Annotated in this window: 21 protein-coding genes and 1 pseudogene; 9 read left to right on the top strand and 13 right to left on the bottom strand. The window is 62.9% G+C overall.

Annotation, left to right across the window (positions count from 1 at the left end; all coding sequences use genetic code 11):
* Nucleotides 1-94 precede the first annotated feature (94 nt).
* From virB11 to HB778_RS40555, 12 genes and pseudogenes are all read right to left on the bottom strand, one after another.
* Nucleotides 95-1152 (bottom strand): annotated as a pseudogene (gene virB11, locus HB778_RS40610) (P-type DNA transfer ATPase VirB11).
* A complete protein-coding gene (gene virB10, locus HB778_RS40605) occupies nt 1112-2470 on the bottom strand; it encodes a type IV secretion system protein VirB10 (protein ID WP_183465705.1) in 1359 nt (452 codons plus the stop codon). The pseudogene virB11 and the gene virB10 overlap by 41 nt, the downstream one beginning before the upstream one ends.
* A 6-nt stretch (nt 2471-2476) precedes the next feature.
* Nucleotides 2477-3253: a P-type conjugative transfer protein VirB9 gene (gene virB9, locus HB778_RS40600; RefSeq protein ID WP_183465925.1), complete on the bottom strand. Its 777-nt coding sequence runs from the start codon at nt 3251-3253 to the stop codon at nt 2477-2479.
* A 35-nt stretch (nt 3254-3288) separates the two neighbouring features.
* A complete protein-coding gene (locus tag HB778_RS40595; RefSeq protein ID WP_183455116.1) occupies nt 3289-4008 on the bottom strand; it encodes a virB8 family protein in 720 nt (239 codons plus the stop codon).
* The gene (locus HB778_RS40590) at nt 4005-5141 is read right to left on the bottom strand and encodes a type IV secretion system protein (RefSeq protein ID WP_183465704.1); all 1137 of its coding nucleotides are present in this window, start codon (nt 5139-5141) and stop codon (nt 4005-4007) included. Before HB778_RS40590 ends, HB778_RS40595 begins: the two co-directional genes overlap by 4 nt.
* A gap of 202 nt (nt 5142-5343) precedes the next feature.
* Complete coding sequence (locus tag HB778_RS40585; RefSeq protein ID WP_183455118.1) at nt 5344-5535, bottom strand: hypothetical protein; 192 nt, start codon at nt 5533-5535, stop codon at nt 5344-5346.
* Nucleotides 5536-5589: 54 nt separating this feature from the next.
* Nucleotides 5590-6234, bottom strand: a complete 645-nt coding sequence (locus HB778_RS40580) for a type IV secretion system protein (protein WP_244662160.1) — start codon at nt 6232-6234, stop codon at nt 5590-5592.
* A gap of 84 nt (nt 6235-6318) precedes the next feature.
* On the bottom strand, nt 6319-7215 hold the full coding sequence (locus tag HB778_RS40575; RefSeq protein WP_244662159.1) for a hypothetical protein: 897 nt from the start codon (nt 7213-7215) through the stop codon (nt 6319-6321).
* Nucleotides 7212-9623 carry a VirB4 family type IV secretion system protein gene (locus tag HB778_RS40570; protein WP_183465702.1) on the bottom strand — a complete coding sequence of 804 codons (2412 nt, stop codon included), beginning with the start codon at nt 9621-9623 and terminating at the stop codon, nt 7212-7214. The genes HB778_RS40575 and HB778_RS40570 overlap by 4 nt, the downstream gene beginning before the upstream one ends.
* A gap of 9 nt (nt 9624-9632) precedes the next feature.
* Entirely contained in the window at nt 9633-9929 is a 297-nt protein-coding gene (locus HB778_RS40565; RefSeq protein ID WP_183455121.1) for a type IV secretion system protein VirB3, read from the bottom strand.
* 10 nt (nt 9930-9939) lie between these two features.
* Nucleotides 9940-10251, bottom strand: coding sequence for a TrbC/VirB2 family protein (locus tag HB778_RS40560; RefSeq protein ID WP_183465701.1), 312 nt, complete (start codon nt 10249-10251; stop codon nt 9940-9942).
* Between the two features lie 11 nt (nt 10252-10262).
* Entirely contained in the window at nt 10263-11021 is a 759-nt protein-coding gene (locus tag HB778_RS40555; RefSeq protein ID WP_244662158.1) for a lytic transglycosylase domain-containing protein, read from the bottom strand.
* A 260-nt stretch (nt 11022-11281) separates the two neighbouring features.
* Between HB778_RS40555 and HB778_RS40550 the strand changes: the two genes are divergently transcribed.
* From HB778_RS40550 to HB778_RS40515, 7 genes are all read left to right on the top strand, one after another.
* On the top strand, nt 11282-11623 hold the full coding sequence (locus HB778_RS40550; RefSeq protein ID WP_244662157.1) for a hypothetical protein: 342 nt from the start codon (nt 11282-11284) through the stop codon (nt 11621-11623).
* Nucleotides 11623-12600 (top strand): single-stranded DNA-binding protein, encoded by a 978-nt coding sequence (locus HB778_RS43365; protein ID WP_348524810.1) that lies wholly within the window; start codon nt 11623-11625, stop codon nt 12598-12600. Before HB778_RS40550 ends, HB778_RS43365 begins: the two co-directional genes overlap by 1 nt.
* A 13-nt stretch (nt 12601-12613) precedes the next feature.
* Entirely contained in the window at nt 12614-13183 is a 570-nt protein-coding gene (locus HB778_RS40535) for a thermonuclease family protein (protein ID WP_244662156.1), read from the top strand.
* Entirely contained in the window at nt 13183-13737 is a 555-nt protein-coding gene (locus HB778_RS40530; RefSeq protein ID WP_183465698.1) for a hypothetical protein, read from the top strand. The genes HB778_RS40535 and HB778_RS40530 overlap by 1 nt, the downstream gene beginning before the upstream one ends.
* 69 nt (nt 13738-13806) lie before the next feature.
* Complete coding sequence (locus HB778_RS40525) at nt 13807-14424, top strand: hypothetical protein (RefSeq protein WP_244662155.1); 618 nt, start codon at nt 13807-13809, stop codon at nt 14422-14424.
* Nucleotides 14425-14524: 100 nt separating this feature from the next.
* Nucleotides 14525-14959, top strand: a complete 435-nt coding sequence (locus HB778_RS40520) for a hypothetical protein (protein WP_183465697.1) — start codon at nt 14525-14527, stop codon at nt 14957-14959.
* Nucleotides 14956-15642, top strand: coding sequence for an acyltransferase (locus tag HB778_RS40515; RefSeq protein ID WP_183465696.1), 687 nt, complete (start codon nt 14956-14958; stop codon nt 15640-15642). Before HB778_RS40520 ends, HB778_RS40515 begins: the two co-directional genes overlap by 4 nt.
* A gap of 22 nt (nt 15643-15664) precedes the next feature.
* Here the strand turns inward: HB778_RS40515 and HB778_RS40510 are convergent, their stop codons facing one another.
* Nucleotides 15665-15910: a hypothetical protein gene (locus HB778_RS40510; RefSeq protein WP_183455128.1), complete on the bottom strand. Its 246-nt coding sequence runs from the start codon at nt 15908-15910 to the stop codon at nt 15665-15667.
* 319 nt (nt 15911-16229) lie between these two features.
* Between HB778_RS40510 and HB778_RS40505 the strand changes: the two genes are divergently transcribed.
* Both HB778_RS40505 and HB778_RS40500 read left to right on the top strand, forming a co-directional pair.
* Nucleotides 16230-16844, top strand: a complete 615-nt coding sequence (locus HB778_RS40505) for an ISAs1 family transposase (protein ID WP_183456831.1) — start codon at nt 16230-16232, stop codon at nt 16842-16844.
* Complete coding sequence (locus HB778_RS40500; RefSeq protein WP_183455035.1) at nt 16804-17385, top strand: ISAs1 family transposase; 582 nt, start codon at nt 16804-16806, stop codon at nt 17383-17385. The genes HB778_RS40505 and HB778_RS40500 overlap by 41 nt, the downstream gene beginning before the upstream one ends.
* Nucleotides 17386-17466 lie beyond the last annotated feature (81 nt).

The following is a 17466-nucleotide window of genomic DNA, read 5'->3' as shown; positions in this document are numbered from 1 at the left end:
GCGGGCCGGTGCCCAGCGCGACGCTACGACGATTTCATAAGCCAGGCTCCACAGGAGCCAGAACCCGATGAGCGCCAGAAGGGCAACGCCGATCCTAAAGGCGACGACGCGTGCCATGGACGGCCTTCCTCTCACCCCTGCCTTCGCGCCACTCCGCCATGCGCGCGAAGTAGATGGCCGAGGTGCCGCGCCATCCGCCTATCTTTTGCTGCTGAATGACGATCGGCAGCACCGATTTGATATAGCCGACTATTTCCTCGCGCCTGAGGCCGAGGCCGGCCTGCATGACCATCAGGGCAAGCTGTTCAAACGCGCCGGCCGGGTTGTCGGCATGGACGGTGGTGATGCTGCCGGGATGGCCGGTGTTAATGGCACGCAGGAACGAATAAGCCTCGGCGCCGCGGATCTCGCCGAGGAAGATGCGGTCCGGTCTCAAGCGCATTGAGGCCTGCAGCAGTGTCTCCACGGTGACGCGGGCCTCGCCCTGGTCGCCCTTGGAGGCAACGAGCGGCAGAAAGTTCTTCTGGATCGGTTTAACCTCGCGCGTGTCCTCGATGGTGATGATGCGCTCGTCGACCGGCACCTCCTTCAGGATCGCGTTGAGAAACGTCGTCTTGCCCGAGCTCGTGCCGCCGGAAAGCAGGATCGAATAGCGGTTGACGACAGCGAGGCGGATGAAATCCTCGATGCGGCCTGCGTCGAGATGCGCGCATAGGGCCCGGTCGACCTCGGACAACGCGCCGTCAGTCGTGGTCACAACCTTGTCGAAGGAGCCGAGCTTGCGGTAGTCGACGAGGCGCATTTCTTTGATGACCTGCTTGCGAATGGCGAAGGCCCCTCCCCGGGGGTCGCCGGCGGCATCACGCCTTGGAACCGCTCGCCTGTGAAAAGTGCTGCCGACAGAAGCGGGTGTTCTTCGTTGATGCTCTGGCCGGTGAACCCCGCGACGCGCTCGGCCAGATGCCGGATCGCCGTTTCGGTCATTTCCGGAACGTCATGACGCTCCATGGCGGATTGGCCGAAGCGCTCCACCCAGACCGCGCCCGGTCCGTTGACACAGATCTCGACCACCTGATCGTCGTCAAGCCAGGGCCGGATGGGGCCGAGCGCCCTATCGAGAAAGATCGTCTGGTTTCGAGCCGGAACGTTCACGTTTGAGCTCCTGAAGCGCTTCCTTCACCGGATCGGGATAGAGTGCGGAGAAATCGAGGTCGCGCCTGACGAAGACGATGATCCGCGTTCCCTGGTCGAGGTAGATTGTCGGGGGGATGTTGATAGAGTTTTTCAGCGCCTCCTGCGCGATGTTGGTGAGGGTCTGCGAGACATTCTGCGCGGCGATTTGGCGGGCCTGGAGCGCCTGCTGGTTCTGATTGGCGCCGGTTTGCGTCGTCGTGACCAGACCGGTCACCGGATCAGTGGTGGTGATCGTCGTGCCGCCGGCGTTGCCGGTGTTTTGGCCAAGGCCGCTCAGGAACTGGGAGAAACCGCCGACGACCGACAGCATGATCGCCGAACCAAACCGCTCGACATAATGGTTGTCGACAAATCCGGCATTGCCGGCGCGGCCGAGATCGTCGGTGCCGGTCGATCCGAGCTGCACGGACACCCCATCCGATCGCAGCATCCGCGTCCAGACGATGAAGATTCGGGTCTGGCCCTGGGTGATGCCGGATTTGTATTCGCCGACGAGATGACTGCCGGCTGGAATCAGGATCCGCCGGCCGTCGAAGGACCAGACATTCTCGGTGGTCACCGCGCGCACCATGCCAGGAAGGTCGCTTTGCACCGCGGTCTCGAGGACGCCGCGGATGAGGGTCCCCTGCGCCACGAGTGCGTCGATGCGGTCGTTCTTGATTGCTTTCGCCACTTCGACACCCGCGTTCGCTACGGAGGCCAGGAACCGCCGGTTCGGGTCGTCCTCCTGCTGCCCCGCGCCGTCGCGCGCGCTGTCGCCCGGATTTGCTGTCCCGTCGCTCGCAGCAGCATTGTCGGCGATCACCTGCGGCGCCCGCAGCCGTTCCCATTTGCGCCGCTCCGCCTCCTGGCGCTGACGCTCGAGTTCGGCGAGGCGACGGGCTTCGTCATCGTTTGGTGGCGCCTCGACCAGCGGCGGCTCGGGAGGTGGCGGTGCCGGTAGGGCGATTGGTGGCGCGACCGGCGGCGGAGGCACAGTCGGTTCCGGGGCGGCCGGGGCCGCCGGAACAACAATTGTGCCCTGGTTGGTCCGCGTCTGCGGCGCTGCGAGCGACGGCGCGGGAAACTGTGTCGTGGTGAACTCCTCCTTGTCCGGCGACGTCATGTTCTTCGGCGTTCGCTGGAGCGACCCATAGATCAGCCAGCCGGCGATCACGAGCGCGCCGACCGGCACGGCGAATTTCAAGATCCGGCCAAAGCCGGTCGAACCGCGCGCGACCGTCGTGGCGGCTGCGGCATCGAGCTCAAGCGAGCGATAGTCCTGCGGGCTCGGCATGGCGCCTCAGCCTCCCGTCGCGGGCGACGGCATTCCGACGCGCTGGGGAGCATAGGGCTCCAATCCGTTCGGCTCATGCACATTGGTGAGCCGCCGGTTGAAGATGCAGGTCGCAACGCTCCCGTTGCGTAGGGTCCATTGCCGGCTGACCTTGTCGACGACGACATAGGGACCCTCGGTCCGGAAATTTGCCAGGCTCTCGTTGCGACCGCTGTCGACGATGTAGATCGCCGGCGTCTCGCCCTCGAAGCGGAACCACGTCTTGGTGCCGTCGTCGAAGACGGCGATCGGCTTGTTTGCCGACGAGCCCTTGTAACCGTAGTCGCTGTTGGCATTGGCGATGTTGAGGGCCTTGAGGTTCGGGTTCGCCGCTCGTTCCTTAGCAGTCGCCAGGAGCTGCGCACTCGCCTCGTCCTCGGGGTAACGGAAGCGCACGACAAAGATCTGTGTCGCCGGTGGGCGGGTATTTGATCGCAGCAGGAAGGAATAGATGCGCTTGTCGGTCACGACATTGAGGTTCGACAGCGCCTCCTTCTCGATCGGTTTGACGAAAATGATGTCGCCCTTGTGGTTGGGTTCGACCTTCCAGGCGGTCGAGTCGCCCAGCGCCAGCGTCTCGATCTTCTCATCGCCCTGCAACTCGATCATGGTCGAAGTGCCGAAAGTGGCGTCGATCGCGGTGACATTGTCCTTGTTGTAGACGACATCGCGGACGCGACTGTCGACGCGCCCGGGCTTCGGGATAGCCTCCGAGACGGCCGGTCCGACCCCGAGCCAAAGCATCAAGCCGACGACGATGCTGTCAGGGACAAAACGATTCATTGCTGCGCCCCCATGGTTCCCGGGGACGGCGCTGTTTCCTGGTCGCGTCGGTACTCCAACGCTTGAAAGCCGAGAGGATTGTCGAAGCGCCATTCATTGCGCATCGGCGCCGAGGTGTAGCGGAATCGCACAAGCGAGACCCAGTTCGCCGTGACGATGTTGGTGGCGGACTTGGTGTCGGTCGAGAAGCGTACCAATGCCGTCCGGTTGTTCGGGAAGGTTACCGATTTGATGGAGACGGACACCACCGTGTTCGTGCCATTGATCTTGATCGGGTTCTGCGGGTTGGCGGGGGAATAGATCTCCGTCAGCTCGCGGGCGGCGTCGCCCGCGGCCAGCAGTTGCGCAAGGTCGAAATTGTCCTTGAGCGCCTTGGGGTCGTACGTCTCGCGCGCCTTGACGTAGCGTACCACATTGAAGGTGGTGACGGCCTCGTCCTGCGTCAGCGGCCCTTCCGCCATCGGCCGCTTGACCTCGACGAAGCCCGTCGCCTTGTCGACGACGACCATATAGGGCTCATAGGTCTTGAGCGGCACGAGCAGCGCCAACGTTGCGAGCGAACCGATCGCGACCACGGTCATCACCGCCGCGACGATCCAGGCGAGCGCTCGTGAATTGCGATTGCGACGCGCGATGTCCTGTTCCCAGGTCATCCCTTCCGAATAATAGCGCGGGTCGACGCGTCGTTCCGCTATGGCTGCACTTGCCTGCGTCATGATGATGAAGATGTCCTGTTGTCACGGGCCGTTGGCGTCACGGCGGGATTGCTGATCTGGGCTGCAAGGCGCCGGAACTCCGGTGTCTCCGCCCAAGCGGCGGCCCTGAGGCCAACGCGTGCCCGCTGTCTCGCGGCGAGCTCCTCGCGCCGTGAGACCGAGGCCGGATTGAAAGGATTGCGGAACGCCAGCCGGCCGCGGTTCGCGGCAAGCGCGGCCCGGGCGCCGGTGACGCTGGCGTAGAACCGACCTATCCGCGGTGCGCCTATCGGCACGCCACCTGCGATCGCTGCCGCCACATTGTTAATCTGCGCGAGCAGGAGAATGCCGATGATGGCAAGCAGCACGACCGGGCCAATCGTTGCCCAGGTCGGGCTCTTGGTGTTGGCGACGCCGTTTAGCGTGTCGATCGTCTGCTGGATGAGCGAGACGTAGAAGGCGAGGAACGCATAGACGAGGACCTGCACCAGAAAATACTGAACCAATGCGCTGAGCCAGCCCGAGAAGAAGCGTGTTGTGATGCCGAACAGCAGGAGGATGATGAAGATCGGCGCTAAGGCGAGCAGCAGCCACATGAACATCTTCGACAGCATGATGAGGAACAGCGCAAAGCCGATCAGCACCGCCATCACGACGTAAAAGACGGCGGCAAAGATATAAGGTCCCCAATTGGTGATGCCGGCGTTCTGGAGGAAGGCCTCTGTCGCATTGTTCGTCGTGTCCCACATGTTCTGAAGCGCGTTCTGAACACCGTTTACGGAGGTAAGGTTCACCGCGGTGCCGGTGTTGTTGGCCGTGGTGACAGCGCTCAAGAGCGCATTGCCAATTGCGGAAGGCCCGTCGTTCATCAGGTTATAGACGAGCGTCTGGAAATCGTTCCAACTCGTCGCAAGGGCATAGATGGTGAAGGCCCGCAACAACCGAAAGGCATGATCGGCCGGCCCGCCGCTCGCCGTTCCCTGCCAGATGCCGACACCCCAGAAGATGACGTAGAGGGTGAGAAGCAGCCCGGCGACGCCCGTGCCACCGCCCGATGTCGCCGCGTTCGCGAGCGCCCGATAAGCCGTCGAGACGTAGTTTTGCCCGAGCTGATCGACCGATTGGAGCAACGTGGTGATGCTGAACGACCCCATCCGCGCGCTCAGATCGGTTTCATCGGGCCGCAGCTGTCGGGCAACCGCAGCGGTGGCGGGAGCGCCGGCGCGGCGACCGGGTCGCCATATGCGAGCGGCGCGCCACTTTCATCCGAGGAGCACGGCGCCTTCAGAGGCTTATAAGCGCAGCCTGAGAGAGCTGCCGCCAGCGTGAGTGTGAGGGTCAAACCGATCGCAGCCTTCACTTTTTTGGCTCTTTCGGCTGGCTGAACGTCATGGCGCGCGAGGCGGCTTTCGCCGCATCATCCTGCGAGACCGGCCCGGCCGCCATCGACGATGGGTTCGGCTGCTCGCGCGGCCTCCACACCGCCAGATATATAGTTTCGGCGATAAGGATTCCGGCAACGAGGAAGCCAATGGCTTGTTTTGACACATGTCCTCCGGTCGTTCTCTTGGAATTCAGGGTCGGGGAATTCAGGGTCGGGCTTTACTGCGTGAACTTCATCGCCCGCGCCGCGGCGGATTCGGCGGCGATACGGTCGAGGTTGGCCTGGTTGGCTGCCGCGGCGGCGTTGTTCACGACGCCATTCAGTTCATTGATCGTCTGGCCCGTCTGAACCTGGACCTGGGTGTTCTGGTCAACGCTGCCCTTGAGATCGGGGGCCTGGCCGATTTGCTGGCCACCTTGTGTGAAGGCCGCCGACCTCGTTTGCACTGCGGTCTGCGTCGACGTGATCAGCCCGGAGAGCGTCGCGGCAACATTGACGGAATTCTGGTAAGCCGTGTCGACCGGATGGGTCTGGCCTGCGGTGAGACCAGTGATGGTCTTTACCAGCTGCAGCCCATTGATCAGCGTCGAGACGATGTTCTGGGACCCCGGGCTCATCCCTGCAAACGATAGAGCACCGCCGGAGATGACTGAGCCGAGCGAGGGCGCCTGCGCCATCGAGAAACCGCCACCGAGCGCCATTTGGGCAAGGCTGCCCTGGGCGACGGAAGCGCGATCGCCGGTGACGGCCTGCAGTGTCTTTTGGGTGAATTGGAGGATCTGCTGATCTGCGGTGAGGATCTGCCGCGTGCTGGTCGCGATCTCCTGCGCCTTGGCAAGATTGGTATTGTCGATGACGGGCACTTGCGCACGGGCCTCGGCACAAATGAGACCGAAGATTGCGGTGAGGACAAAGGCGAACGAGCGGGATATCGACATGGCGGGGTCCTAGCGTGCGTTTGCTTGCATGGCCGCGAGAGCGGCATTGACGTCGGTGGCGGAGAGAGCGCTGGGGGCGGGAGTGGCCGATTGGGCCGCGTCCTGGTTGCGTGCCAGGAAGAAGGCAACGTTGCCGGTGCTATCGGTGGCGCGTGCAGAGACGCAGGCCGGGTCGGGCGGGGTCCCGGGCGGTGTGGTCGAGCAGGATGCCGGCTGACGGCAGGGGTCGGCTGCGGTACCCGATCCGGCCATTCCGGCTGGGCACAGGAGCCCGCTGACCGGCATCGATGTCCCTGGGCTCGAGCGCATGCCAATAGCTGCCCGGCTCATGTCGCTGGTTTGCGCGAGATTGGGCGCATTCAGCGCTGTCACCCAGAGATTGGCCGAGCCGATGGCGCTGTTCCAGGCGAGGTTGTTTTGCAGGCGCGCGGCGCTGTTCATGTCAAACGCGCCCATCACTGTTGGCGCCGTGCCGACCTGTTGACCTGCCGCCTGGAACATGGTTCGCGCGGCGCTGAGCGACTGACCGCTGGCATCAAGACCGGCGACCACATCGCCGCTCGATTTGAACAGCGACTGGCTGTTCAAGGCCGCGCCTCGCGCCGTCGCGTCGGGCGTTGCTGGCATATCCGGCGCATAGCCCTGGATCGCCTTGGCACCGGCGCCCATCTGCGGCTGTAGGGTTGGGTCGATGACATTGGCCTTCTTGCCGGTGGTCATGGCGCATTTGACGCCGCTGTTGGCGTCCTGGCGCTGCGTCGTGATCGGCACGAGATTTACCGTCGCGCTCGCGGTCTGCGAGTGTTCGGTAAGCTGCGCGGCATCGATGGTCGGAATATCCGCGCAAGCCGGCGCGGTGAAACTGCAGGTGGTTATAAGAGCGAAGGCGGCGAAAACTGCTTTCATCGCGTGGTCCTTCCCAGGAAGATCGGCAGCCAGACGGCTGGATCATCGCCGACGCGCGCCCGCAGCGCCTCGAGCTCGGCCACGGTCTCCGTGCGTCCCGATAGAACCTTGATCAGGTCCGGCATGCCGGCGAGATTGAGCTTGGCGATGACGCTGTCGCGTCCGTGCTTGATCAGGAAGGATCGGCTTTCCGGAACCGTGCCGCGAATCCAGGCCACCTCCCGCTCCGATAGGCGGAATGCGCGCGCGTAGCTCTCATCATCGGCCTTTGGATTGGGAAAGAACACGTTGGTGGCGGTCTGTTCGATCAAGGTGCTCGCCGAGCTCGAGCGCACGATGTCGGCGGCCGACTGCGTACCAAAGCCAATGATACCATTCTGCTTACGGATCGTCTTGAGCTTGTCTTTGATGAAGAAGGCGAAGACGGGGTCGTCGAGCAGGCGCCATCCCTCGTCGAGAAAGATCATCACCGGGTCCCCGGTAAGAAGCTCTTGCGTGCGATGGAAGATGTACATGAGCGCGGCGGTGCGTATGACCGGGTCGTCGAGCACCCGCGTCATGTCGAAACCGAAAATGCTCGAGAGCGAGAACTGATCCGTCTCGTTGTTGAAGAGCCAGCCGCGCTGGTCCGGTCGCATCCAGCTTTCCAGGCGCGCCAGCAGATCTCCCTCGCCCGCTCGGATGCGGCCGCGGAGCAATGTTGAGAATGCTTGCAATGTCCGACCGTCCGGACCGGCACTGAGTGCTGCCGCAATCGCGTTGCGGATGACTTGCTCCTCGGAGGCCGTGAGGTCGCCGCCATTCGCCGGCCGCAGCATGAAACCGAAGAGCTGGAACAGGAACTCCCGGTTCGGCGCTGTGTCGGGCATGGAGAGCGGATTGAACCCGGTCGGTTCTCCAGGCACCAGGACCTCGTATTGCCCACCCATGGCACGGATGAAGATCTCCGCTCCGCGATCCTTGTCGACAAAGAGAAGTTTGGGACGCGGCGTGACGCGCTGTGACTGCGCCGAGATGAAAGACAGGAACACGGTCTTGCCGCTGCCCGAAGGGCCGACAACCGTGAAGTTGCCGAGGTCGCGGACGTGATGGTTGTAGTAGTAGGCGGTCTGCGACGTCGTCTCGAACACGGAGATCGCCGGGCCCCAGTGATTGTTGTCGGGACGGCCGCTCGGATAGTTATGCAGAGAAACAAAACCGGCAAAATTCTTTGAGGAAATCACCGCCTTGCGGGCGATGTAGGCAAAGTTGCCGGGCAGCTGCGACCAGAACGCGGGTTCGCAGTTGAGATCCTCGCGCGTCCAGATCACGGAGCGGTCGGTGAGCGCTGCGCCAACGGCCGTGACAGTCGCGTCGACCTCGGACATGCTGCGTCCAAGGCACATCACCGTCATATGATGTTCGCCATAGATCGCCTCGGAGGCCAGGAGCTCGTCGCGGGCGTCGTCCAGGTGCTCGGCGACGATTGAACCCGCCTCGTCCGACATGTCGACCTGGCGGGCGACGCGGTCCACCTGTTTGGCCGCCTCGGGGCGATCGATGATAGCAAAACTTTGGCTGGCGATGAATTCGTGCGGGACGCGCAAGAGATTGTCGAAGGATCCGGGCCCGGTCTGCGCGGGATATTCACGAATTGAGATCATGGCGCCAAACCGCGTGTCGTGCGCGCCGGCGCCGCGGATCTCGATGGCGTTCTTGCCGAAGAAGACCCGTTTCATCGACAGCGCGTCGCTCAGCGCCATGCGCGGCAGCAGCATCGGGCGAGGCAGGCCGCCGTTGACGATTTGCACGAGGAATTCCAATGGTTCCGAATGCCAGACGCCATCGCGCGAGACCACGCCAAGCTGACGGGCGCCGTAGGCGGCGAGGTTCTCCCGCACGGCGGTCGCGGCGTCGCGCAGTTCGGTCAAAGCCGTCTGCGCGGCGACAGTTTGGCCGGTCGCATCAGTTCGGCCGAGGAGTTTCGTCAACAAGGCGTCGAAGGTGCCGGCCTGGCCCTGGAGCGGCCTGCGGACGATCGTCAGATAAATGTCGTTGACGAACATCCGCCGCTGCGACAACGCCGCGTCGTAGCGTTCGTCGATCTCGCGGCAGAGCGCATTGTCGAAGGTGGACGCGATCCGCGGTTTGACCTCGCGCCGGATGATGTGGCCGACCAGGGCGAAGCGGGAATTCGCGAGCGTGCGGACAATGTCGTTACGGGCCAGAAGGCGAGCGTTGATCTCCGACATGTCAGCGGTCTCGAAGGAATAGCCTTCGAGCTTGAGCACCGTCAGGACCAGGCCATCGCGTGTCTTGAGAACGTGATCGTCCACGTGGCGGGTAAACGGGATGTGCGACGCGACCGGGCGCTCGCGCCGCGATACCGCGCCAAAGGTCAATTCATCAAGCAGCGCCCGCGCGACCATGCTGCCTCCTCATGCCGAATAGCTATCGGCGCCCCAGAAGGCGCGCGAACGTGGAGGACATCTGGTCGACTTGACGAAGAGGATTTCGAAGATCCGATCATCCCTCAGCGTCATCACATAGCCGAAGAGATGCAGCGGGATCGCAACCAGCAGCATCATGAGATCGTGCGAGAGGAGAAAGCAGACGGACGAGGCGACGCCGTTGAACATGAAATACATGTAAGGCACGCCCATAAGCGTCGGCGCGCGCGTCAAGGCCTTGACGAGCGGCGTGATCAGCGGTTCCTCGAGCTGGCGTTCGTCCATTGGATTTTCCTCACTGCCCGACGGCGGACTGGAAGAAGTCGACGATCTGGGCCGAGCCGAAGACGAGCACGATACCGAAGATCACGCTGCCGGCGATGCCCCAGGTGAGGCGGCCCGACCAGGCGAAGAAGCCGCAAGCAATCACGGCCAGGGTCGCCAGCGCAGTGGCTATCGGTCCGGTCAGCGCGGAGACGAGCTGCGTCAGCGTCGATTGAACCGGCTGCAATGTGCCGCCCGATTGAGCGACCGCCTGATTGGCCAGGACCAGGAGAATTGCGCCGGCTGGGAGAGCTCGCTGGCGCAGCGTGTGTCGTAGTCGCATAAGTAGCTCCTTCATTGGACGTGCATCACGAAACCGTCGCTCCATTCGGAGGCGGCGGGTTGCTCGGCCTCCGCCGCAACCGGAGGCGCGAAATTTCTGGCTGGTTCGATCATGTCGGGTGTGCTTGCCGGGCTTTTGCGCGCGGGCGGGCGGGTGCTGCCTGCCGGATCGGGCCAGGCATAGAAATCGTTCATGACGTCGGCGACGAAGCGCACCGTCTCCGGATAGGGCGGTACGCCACGGCTTTTCTCAACTGCGTCCTCGCCTGCGTTGTAGGCGGCCAAAATGAACAATGGATTCCGGTAGCGCTCATGCAGCGCACGCAGAAAGCGGACGCCGCCGCGCACATTGGCTTCAGGATCGCAAAGGTCGACCTTGAACCGGCGCGCCGTGTCCGACGTCAACTGCATCAGGCCGTAGGCGCCCTTTTGCGACAGCGCCGTCGAAACGTCACGGCTTTCGACCTTGGCGACCGATTGGACAAATTCTGGAGAGAAGGCTTCCTCGTTGGCGACCCGCAGCACAAGCGCCTTCGCCGCATCGATCGGCATCGCCACCGTGTTTTGACATGGGGACTGCGGCGCACCCGTGGCAGACTGCCCAACGACCTCGACCGGACGATCCAGCGGTGCGATGGGTTTGACGCGACCGTCGGCGTCCACGATCACGGTCATCGGCACCGTGGGTGAAGTGACGGTAACGGTCTGCGCCAGGGCAGAAACAGCGCTGGCCAATAGCGCACCCCCAACACACATGTTTCTGCGCCGCATTTCGCCTCCGGCATCGATTCACTATGGACAATATAATAGATATTGTTACGTTGGCAACAGCGAAACGAAAATTGAGCAAACTTGTTATGAGAGCCTTCATGCAGGGAATCGGGGTTCACTTTGCGACCATCGCGGCGGGGCTCGTTTGCCTCGTCCCACCTCAGGCACGAGCCCAAGACGCCTCTTTCGGCTGCAAGGTCCTGCTGTGTGCCGCCGCCAGTGCGCCGAGTTGGTCGGGAATTCCCTACTGCGTCCCTGTCATGCATGAACTCTTCCGCAGTCTTGCCCATGGCGGCTCCTGGCCAACTTGCCCGGAAGGCAACGCCGGTGGCCTTGGCCACGAGCCCTACTATCCCTGCCCGGCCGGCATGACGGCGATGCGATCGGGATTAGATGGCAATGCCGGCTTGATTGCCTCGCCCAACGGCAACCTCTGCGCCGACACGAAGAAACCGAGCAACGTCTGCACATGGGGACGTGACAGCTCCTGCCAGGCGACTTATCCGACAATTCCCCGCCAGCCGCGCAGCGATCCCGACTACGTCGACATATCTACCGGCAACGGCGTGCAGCGCTTCTATTTTTCGTTGAGGGGGTATTGATGCGCGGCGCGGCGGCAGCGCTTCTGACGGGTATAGCCATGGCTACGCCGGCGATGGCTCAGCCGGCGGCGACTGGTTGGTTTCCGGTGCCGCCGACCGCCGTCTATCAGACTGGCGACAGCTGGACCGATGGCGAGACAACCTTTCGCCTGTACGGCGTGCAATCCTGCCTACGTGGCACGAGCTTCACCAATGCCCACGGTCTGAATCGCGATTGCGGTGAAGCCTCGCTCGCCATGCTCATCGCTCTCACCCGGGATCTGCGGCCGCAGTGCTACGACGCGGCGGAGGCGCCGCAGATGAAGACGATATTCGTCTTCTGTGTCGCGACGCGCGCAACCGGCGCGGGCGCGGGATCACGCATCGATCTCGGCACCGCGCTGATCTCGACCGGCTATGCCTTCGCGGCATTCAATCCGCAGGGACAGCCGGTGCACGCGCCCTACTTCGTGGCGCAACTCGTTGCCGAGCGAGCCAAGGTAGGCCTCTGGGCCTTTGCCGATCTGCCGGATCCGAACGTGATTATTCTGCGCGCCCTCAGATCCCCGACCTCGACCTCAACATCGCAATCCCCTGCCGCAACAACAAGCCCGCCCCCCGCGCTAACATCGACCTCGAGCCCACCAAGGAGATCTGCTTTGAGAACGACGAACCTGTTCATCCTGCGCGGCCGCGTCGGCCAGGCGCCGAAGGCCTTCGGCAAAGCCGCGAAAATCAATGTTGCAACCGATCGGGCGTGGACCGACAGCAAGGGCAAGCGCCAGGAAGAGACCGATTGGGTCACGGTGACGCTGCTCAACGAAAAAGTCGCGGAGTGGGCGCTGGCCAATGTCGGCAAAGGCGACGCGGTCTACGCCGAATGCCGTATTGCCGACGGCTCCTACAAAAAGGATGGCGAGACCGTCTACACGACGGACATCATCGCCAACGCCTTCCACAAGCTCGATCTGGGCCATCGCGATGACGCAGAGATTTGATGTTGGCGCACGCATGACGTTGCTCGCGATGGCGATCGCGGTGTCCCCACAGGCGAGCGCCCAGTCGCCCTCGATCGGTTCGCCGGGCCTATATCGTCCCAACCAGGCTCTCCAATCGCCACCGTTGCGGGTCGAGGTGCTCGACGGCACGCGGTTCCGCGATATCGAGACGACGGCGATCTATCGCCTCATTGGCATCGATACCTGTGCTCCCGATCAGACCGCACTGCTCGGCCGCCAGCCGTGGCCCTGCGGAACCATGGCAGCGGCTTGGCTGGTAAGGGCTACTTTGAACAAATGGGTTGCCTGCAACATCCTGCGCGAGGAGAACGGGGAGCATCTGGCCCGCTGCGCTGCTGCCGATCACGCCGATATCGGCGCCGACATGGTGCGCGACGGGGTCGCCGTCACGTCGCCGCCGCCGAACCGCGATCCAGCAATCCGCGCCTACGCTTCAGCAGAGCAGGAAGCGCGAAAAGCCTACCGCGGATTGTGGTCGAGCACCTTCCAGATGCCATGGGAGTTTCGCGCCAGTCCCGAACGCCACGCCATCGCGGCAGTCAGCCGACGGGGCGCGCCGTGATGTCCCCGTCGGCTTTCCTCCCTTTCTGGATCGCGCTCGTCCTGGCGGGGTGCGCCCAACCCGTCGCGACGCCCGTCGTCGACGCGACGCTGCTGCCGGCGACGGAACCTTTGTATCGACCTGAATGGATTCAGCCCGGGCGGCTCGAATACGCCCCGGATCGTTCGACCTTCGCGCCGGTTCTGACGGAGCGCTTTGCCTATCCGACACAGCCGCAAGCCAACGACGCCTATCGTCGGCTCGTCGTCCTGACGCCAAGCGCCTCGCGCCCCTATCCCGCCTCGATATGGCTCTTCGGCTGCAAGCCTGGCGCTCTCGACGCACAGACAGCGCGCGTGACACGCTATCGCGGTCCAGTCGTCCACTGTGCCACGGATTTTCTCGACCCATCGGGGCGACGTGTCAGTCGCGAGACAGTGAACTTCTACTATTACCGCTCGGCCTGGAACATGCAGCCGGTCTACCCGCCGGTCACCGCCGTTCCCTGGCGAACTGGAGAGCACTCGCCCAAGGACAGGTGGTGGTGGGTGCCCGGCCGAAGCCGCTACGAATAGCAACGAAGCGATCAAGCCGGATGCTGCATGATGGCAGGCAACCGAGAATATATTATATTAGATGTCAAAATGACAACATATGAAACTCGTCCGAGGACCTTCGACCGCTTTGCCGTGACGATCGTCGCCGCTGCGCTGGTCTCGCTTGCGTCAACATCATCAAGTAGCGCCCAGGAGCGAACGTCCGACCCCTCCGCCTGGCGCAACGTTTCCTATGCAGACATGCAACGGCCATCCGCCGATACCGCAACCTATGCTGATATCTGGAAGGATGCGATCGAAGCCAACAACCGCGCCTATGTCGCTCGCGGCGATACGCGATTTGCGGGCGCCAATGCGCCGGCGGTCGAGGCGCATTTTGTCATCTGGAGCACCAAACGGTCCGTGGTCTTTAGTGTCCTCGATACCGCGACGGGTTGCACACCCAAGGGCGTGCCTGCCGCCGGCGTGGCCGTAAAGCTCTGCCCGCTGCGCATCGCGATCTACGATGGTCTGCTGGTCCGCACGCTGGATGGCGGGCGCGCCTGCTTCCTTGAGATCGAGCCGAAGGTGGTAGGCGGCAATCCCGTCGGTTCGGGCTCTTACGTCTCCTATGACATCAAGACCAAGACGCTGAAGACCGGCACGATCGTCGCCCATCAAGCTGTCGAGGGCTGCTCGCTCACGCTCGCGCTCCCGCCTCTGTGAACTTGGCCATGGTTCATTTCTCTCTCACCCTACCTTCAGGAGTGTCGTATGACCCGCCCCCCCCATCATCGAACTTGCCCTGGCATGCGCGGTCGCACTCATGCCCACCGCGCCGGCCAAGGCCGCCGGTGCCACGTTCGCCTACAAGATCTCCTACCGAAACATCGCCAAGGATCCTGACGGCATTTGGGCCGGGCCCGCTTTGTCGCCGTCACCGACCGGGACCGTCACCATCCATGAATACACGTTGAAGTCAGCACAAGGCGACTGGCTGATATCCCAAATCTGGAACGCTGATTGTGGCTCGGCGACCTGTCCGACACGGCTGGTTCGGACATCAGCCGACGGGAAGAAGACCGTCGTGGTCGACGACATGATGCATCAGGTGATCCCGCCGGATGATCCCCGTTTTGCGGCTTTACCGAAATCGGAGGCGCAGGCGGCCTTCGCAAAGGCTCCCTTTCATCTGAGTGCGGACGGCAAGGAGCTTTTGAACGGCGATTTGAGGTTCGAGATAGGCGGAGAAAAGCCATGAGCACGCGAACCGCTCTCCGGCAAATCCTGTTCGACGCCGGCCTCATTCTCTCGCTGTCGGCCGCGGCCGCCTTCGCCGGGCAATCGGCCGCGAGCCTCATCGACGCGGGGATGCCAGCGAATTGCGCGAAGTTCGCCGCCAGGGTCTCCGGCAGCGAGGGCAATTTCGGAACGACCAACCAATACGGCTGCCTCGGCGCCTTCCAGTTCTGCCCCGGTACGTTCGAACGCTACTACAGCGGTAGCGCACAGAGCTTTCTGGACAATCCATCGGCGCAGACAGCGGCGTGGACGAAATACGAACAGGATTCCTGGGCTCAGGCGCAGAAGAATGGCCTCGTCTCCCTCGTCGGCCAGCAGGTTTGTGCGGGCGGCCAATGCGCAACGATTGACCAATCGGCGATCCTGATGGCCTGCCAATTCGGCTGCGGCGCCAAGGGCAAGCTTGCCAACTATGCGGCGGGCGGCGACTGTAATGCCCGCAATGTCAAAGACGGCAATGGCGTCAGCGTCTGTTCCTATCTGGTCCGAGGCTCGGGTTACGATGTGTCCTGTTTTACCGGTCAACAACTGTGCGCTCAACCGCAGATCGGTCCTGGCGACTTCCCGACCTCGACGGGTATCGCGGCCTATGCGCCGACCCCCGCCAGCGCGTCGATCGTCGTCGCGCCGAGCGATGTCTGACAACGAGTTGAGGTAATTTTCGTCAGTTCGACTCGGATTCATCGCGCAGGATGAATTCCGAGAACGCTGCAAGCTGCTCTTCCACCGGTGCGCAGAGGTCGCCGCCGCGATAGTGGGCATGGACCAGAGCCCAGAAGACGACTTCGTCAGAAAGTCCGGCAAACAGGGCCTTTAACAGAAGGCGGCCCATGATCGTCACCGCCCGCGGGGGATCGTAACGGGATCTAAGTTCGCCGGCGAGGGTTTTCGTATCGGCAATTCGGATCAAAGCCAGTTCTCCTCTTGCACTATTCTTGGGTTACGCTGCCGCCGGCAGCGGTGCACCCTGGCCGAGGTCGTTCTCTCGAAGCAGTCCTCATGGATCGCACGGATGCCGCCTCTCCTACATTCTCCGGGTGTCAAAATCAGGCTCGCCCAAGCTAAGAGCGACGACATCCCGTCCGGCTTTCCGTAGCGAAACGGCGCGGCTGTCAGGGTATCCAGGGCTGTTCAACGCTAACATCTTTGTGATCGGCTTTGATGCGTCGCGGGCAAAAAGGGCGATTCCCTCCGGGAGATTTGTCTGAATCTATGCAGGGCAACCAATCATGAGGGTTGCACCGTTGCCCGGCACATTGCTGTCATTGTTTTCGCAGATCCCCGATCCACGCCGTGGCCAGGGGCAGATGTATCCCCAGGCGCCGATCCTGCTGTTCACGGTGCTGGCGATGCTGGCCGGGGCGGTTTCGTATCGTCAGGTCCACGCCTTCATCCGCATCCATCTTGTCCGCCTGAACGGCGTGTTCGGGGTCTCGGTGCGAAAGGCCCCAGCCTACTCGACGGTGCGGTTCATCCTTCGCGGTCTCGACGGGGCGGAGGTCGAAAGGGTGTTCCGCCAGCATGCGGCCGGCCTGCCGACGCCCCCGGCCCAAGAGCCGGACGACGCCATGCCGGACGACGTCATGCCGGCGTGCGTGGCCATTGACGGCAAGACGCTGCGCGGCAGCTTCGACGCCTTCAACGATCGCAAAGCGGCGCATCTGCTGAGTGCTTTCGCCAGCGATGGTCAGATCATCCTCGGCCATCTGGCGATCGATGAGAAGAGCAACGAAATCCCCGCCGCCCAGGACTTGATCGCCACGCTGGGCCTGACCGGGCGCATGTTCACTCTCGACGCCATGCATGCCCAAAAAAACCTTCGCCGTAGCCCTGGCCACGGGTAACCATCTGCTGGTTCAACTCAAGGAGAACCAGCCCAATCTGGATGACGAGATTCGCGCCATCGTCGACAGCCGCACTCCCAGCGACACGGCCTCCTCACGCGACACAGTGCGATCCCGGCAGGAGGATCGAACCGTGGACGTCTTTCCCGTCGGCAAGGCCCTCGTCGACAGCGAATGGCAGCCCTTCGTCAAGACCATCATCCGCGTCACCCGCCAAACTTGGCTCCGCAGTGCCGCCACGGGCATGTGGCAGCCGCGCGGCGAGGTCTCATACTATATCTCCTCCGAACAGGGTCTCCCCGCCAAGACTTGGGCCGCCATCATCCGAGGCCACTGGGGCATCGAGAACCGCAACCACTATGTCCGCGACGTGTCCTGCGACGAGGACCGCAGCCGTATCCGCGACAACCCCGGCATCATGGCCAGAGCCCGCAGCTTCGCCCTCAACATCCTGCGTCACAACGGCACGAAAAACGTCGCTCAAGCCCTCTGGAACGGCGCTCTCTCCCTCGATCTCATCCTCGCTTACAAGGCTCTGTAATCAGCGTTGAACAGCCCTGTCAGGGTATCAGTTTCGGAAGGCCGAACCTGGGAAAGGCGCCTTGAAACAAACATCTCGGCA

The sequence above is a fragment of the Mesorhizobium huakuii genome (assembly GCF_014189455.1).
GTDB lineage: Bacteria > Pseudomonadota > Alphaproteobacteria > Rhizobiales > Rhizobiaceae > Mesorhizobium > Mesorhizobium huakuii_A.
This window is presented reverse-complemented; position numbering and strand designations above follow the sequence as displayed.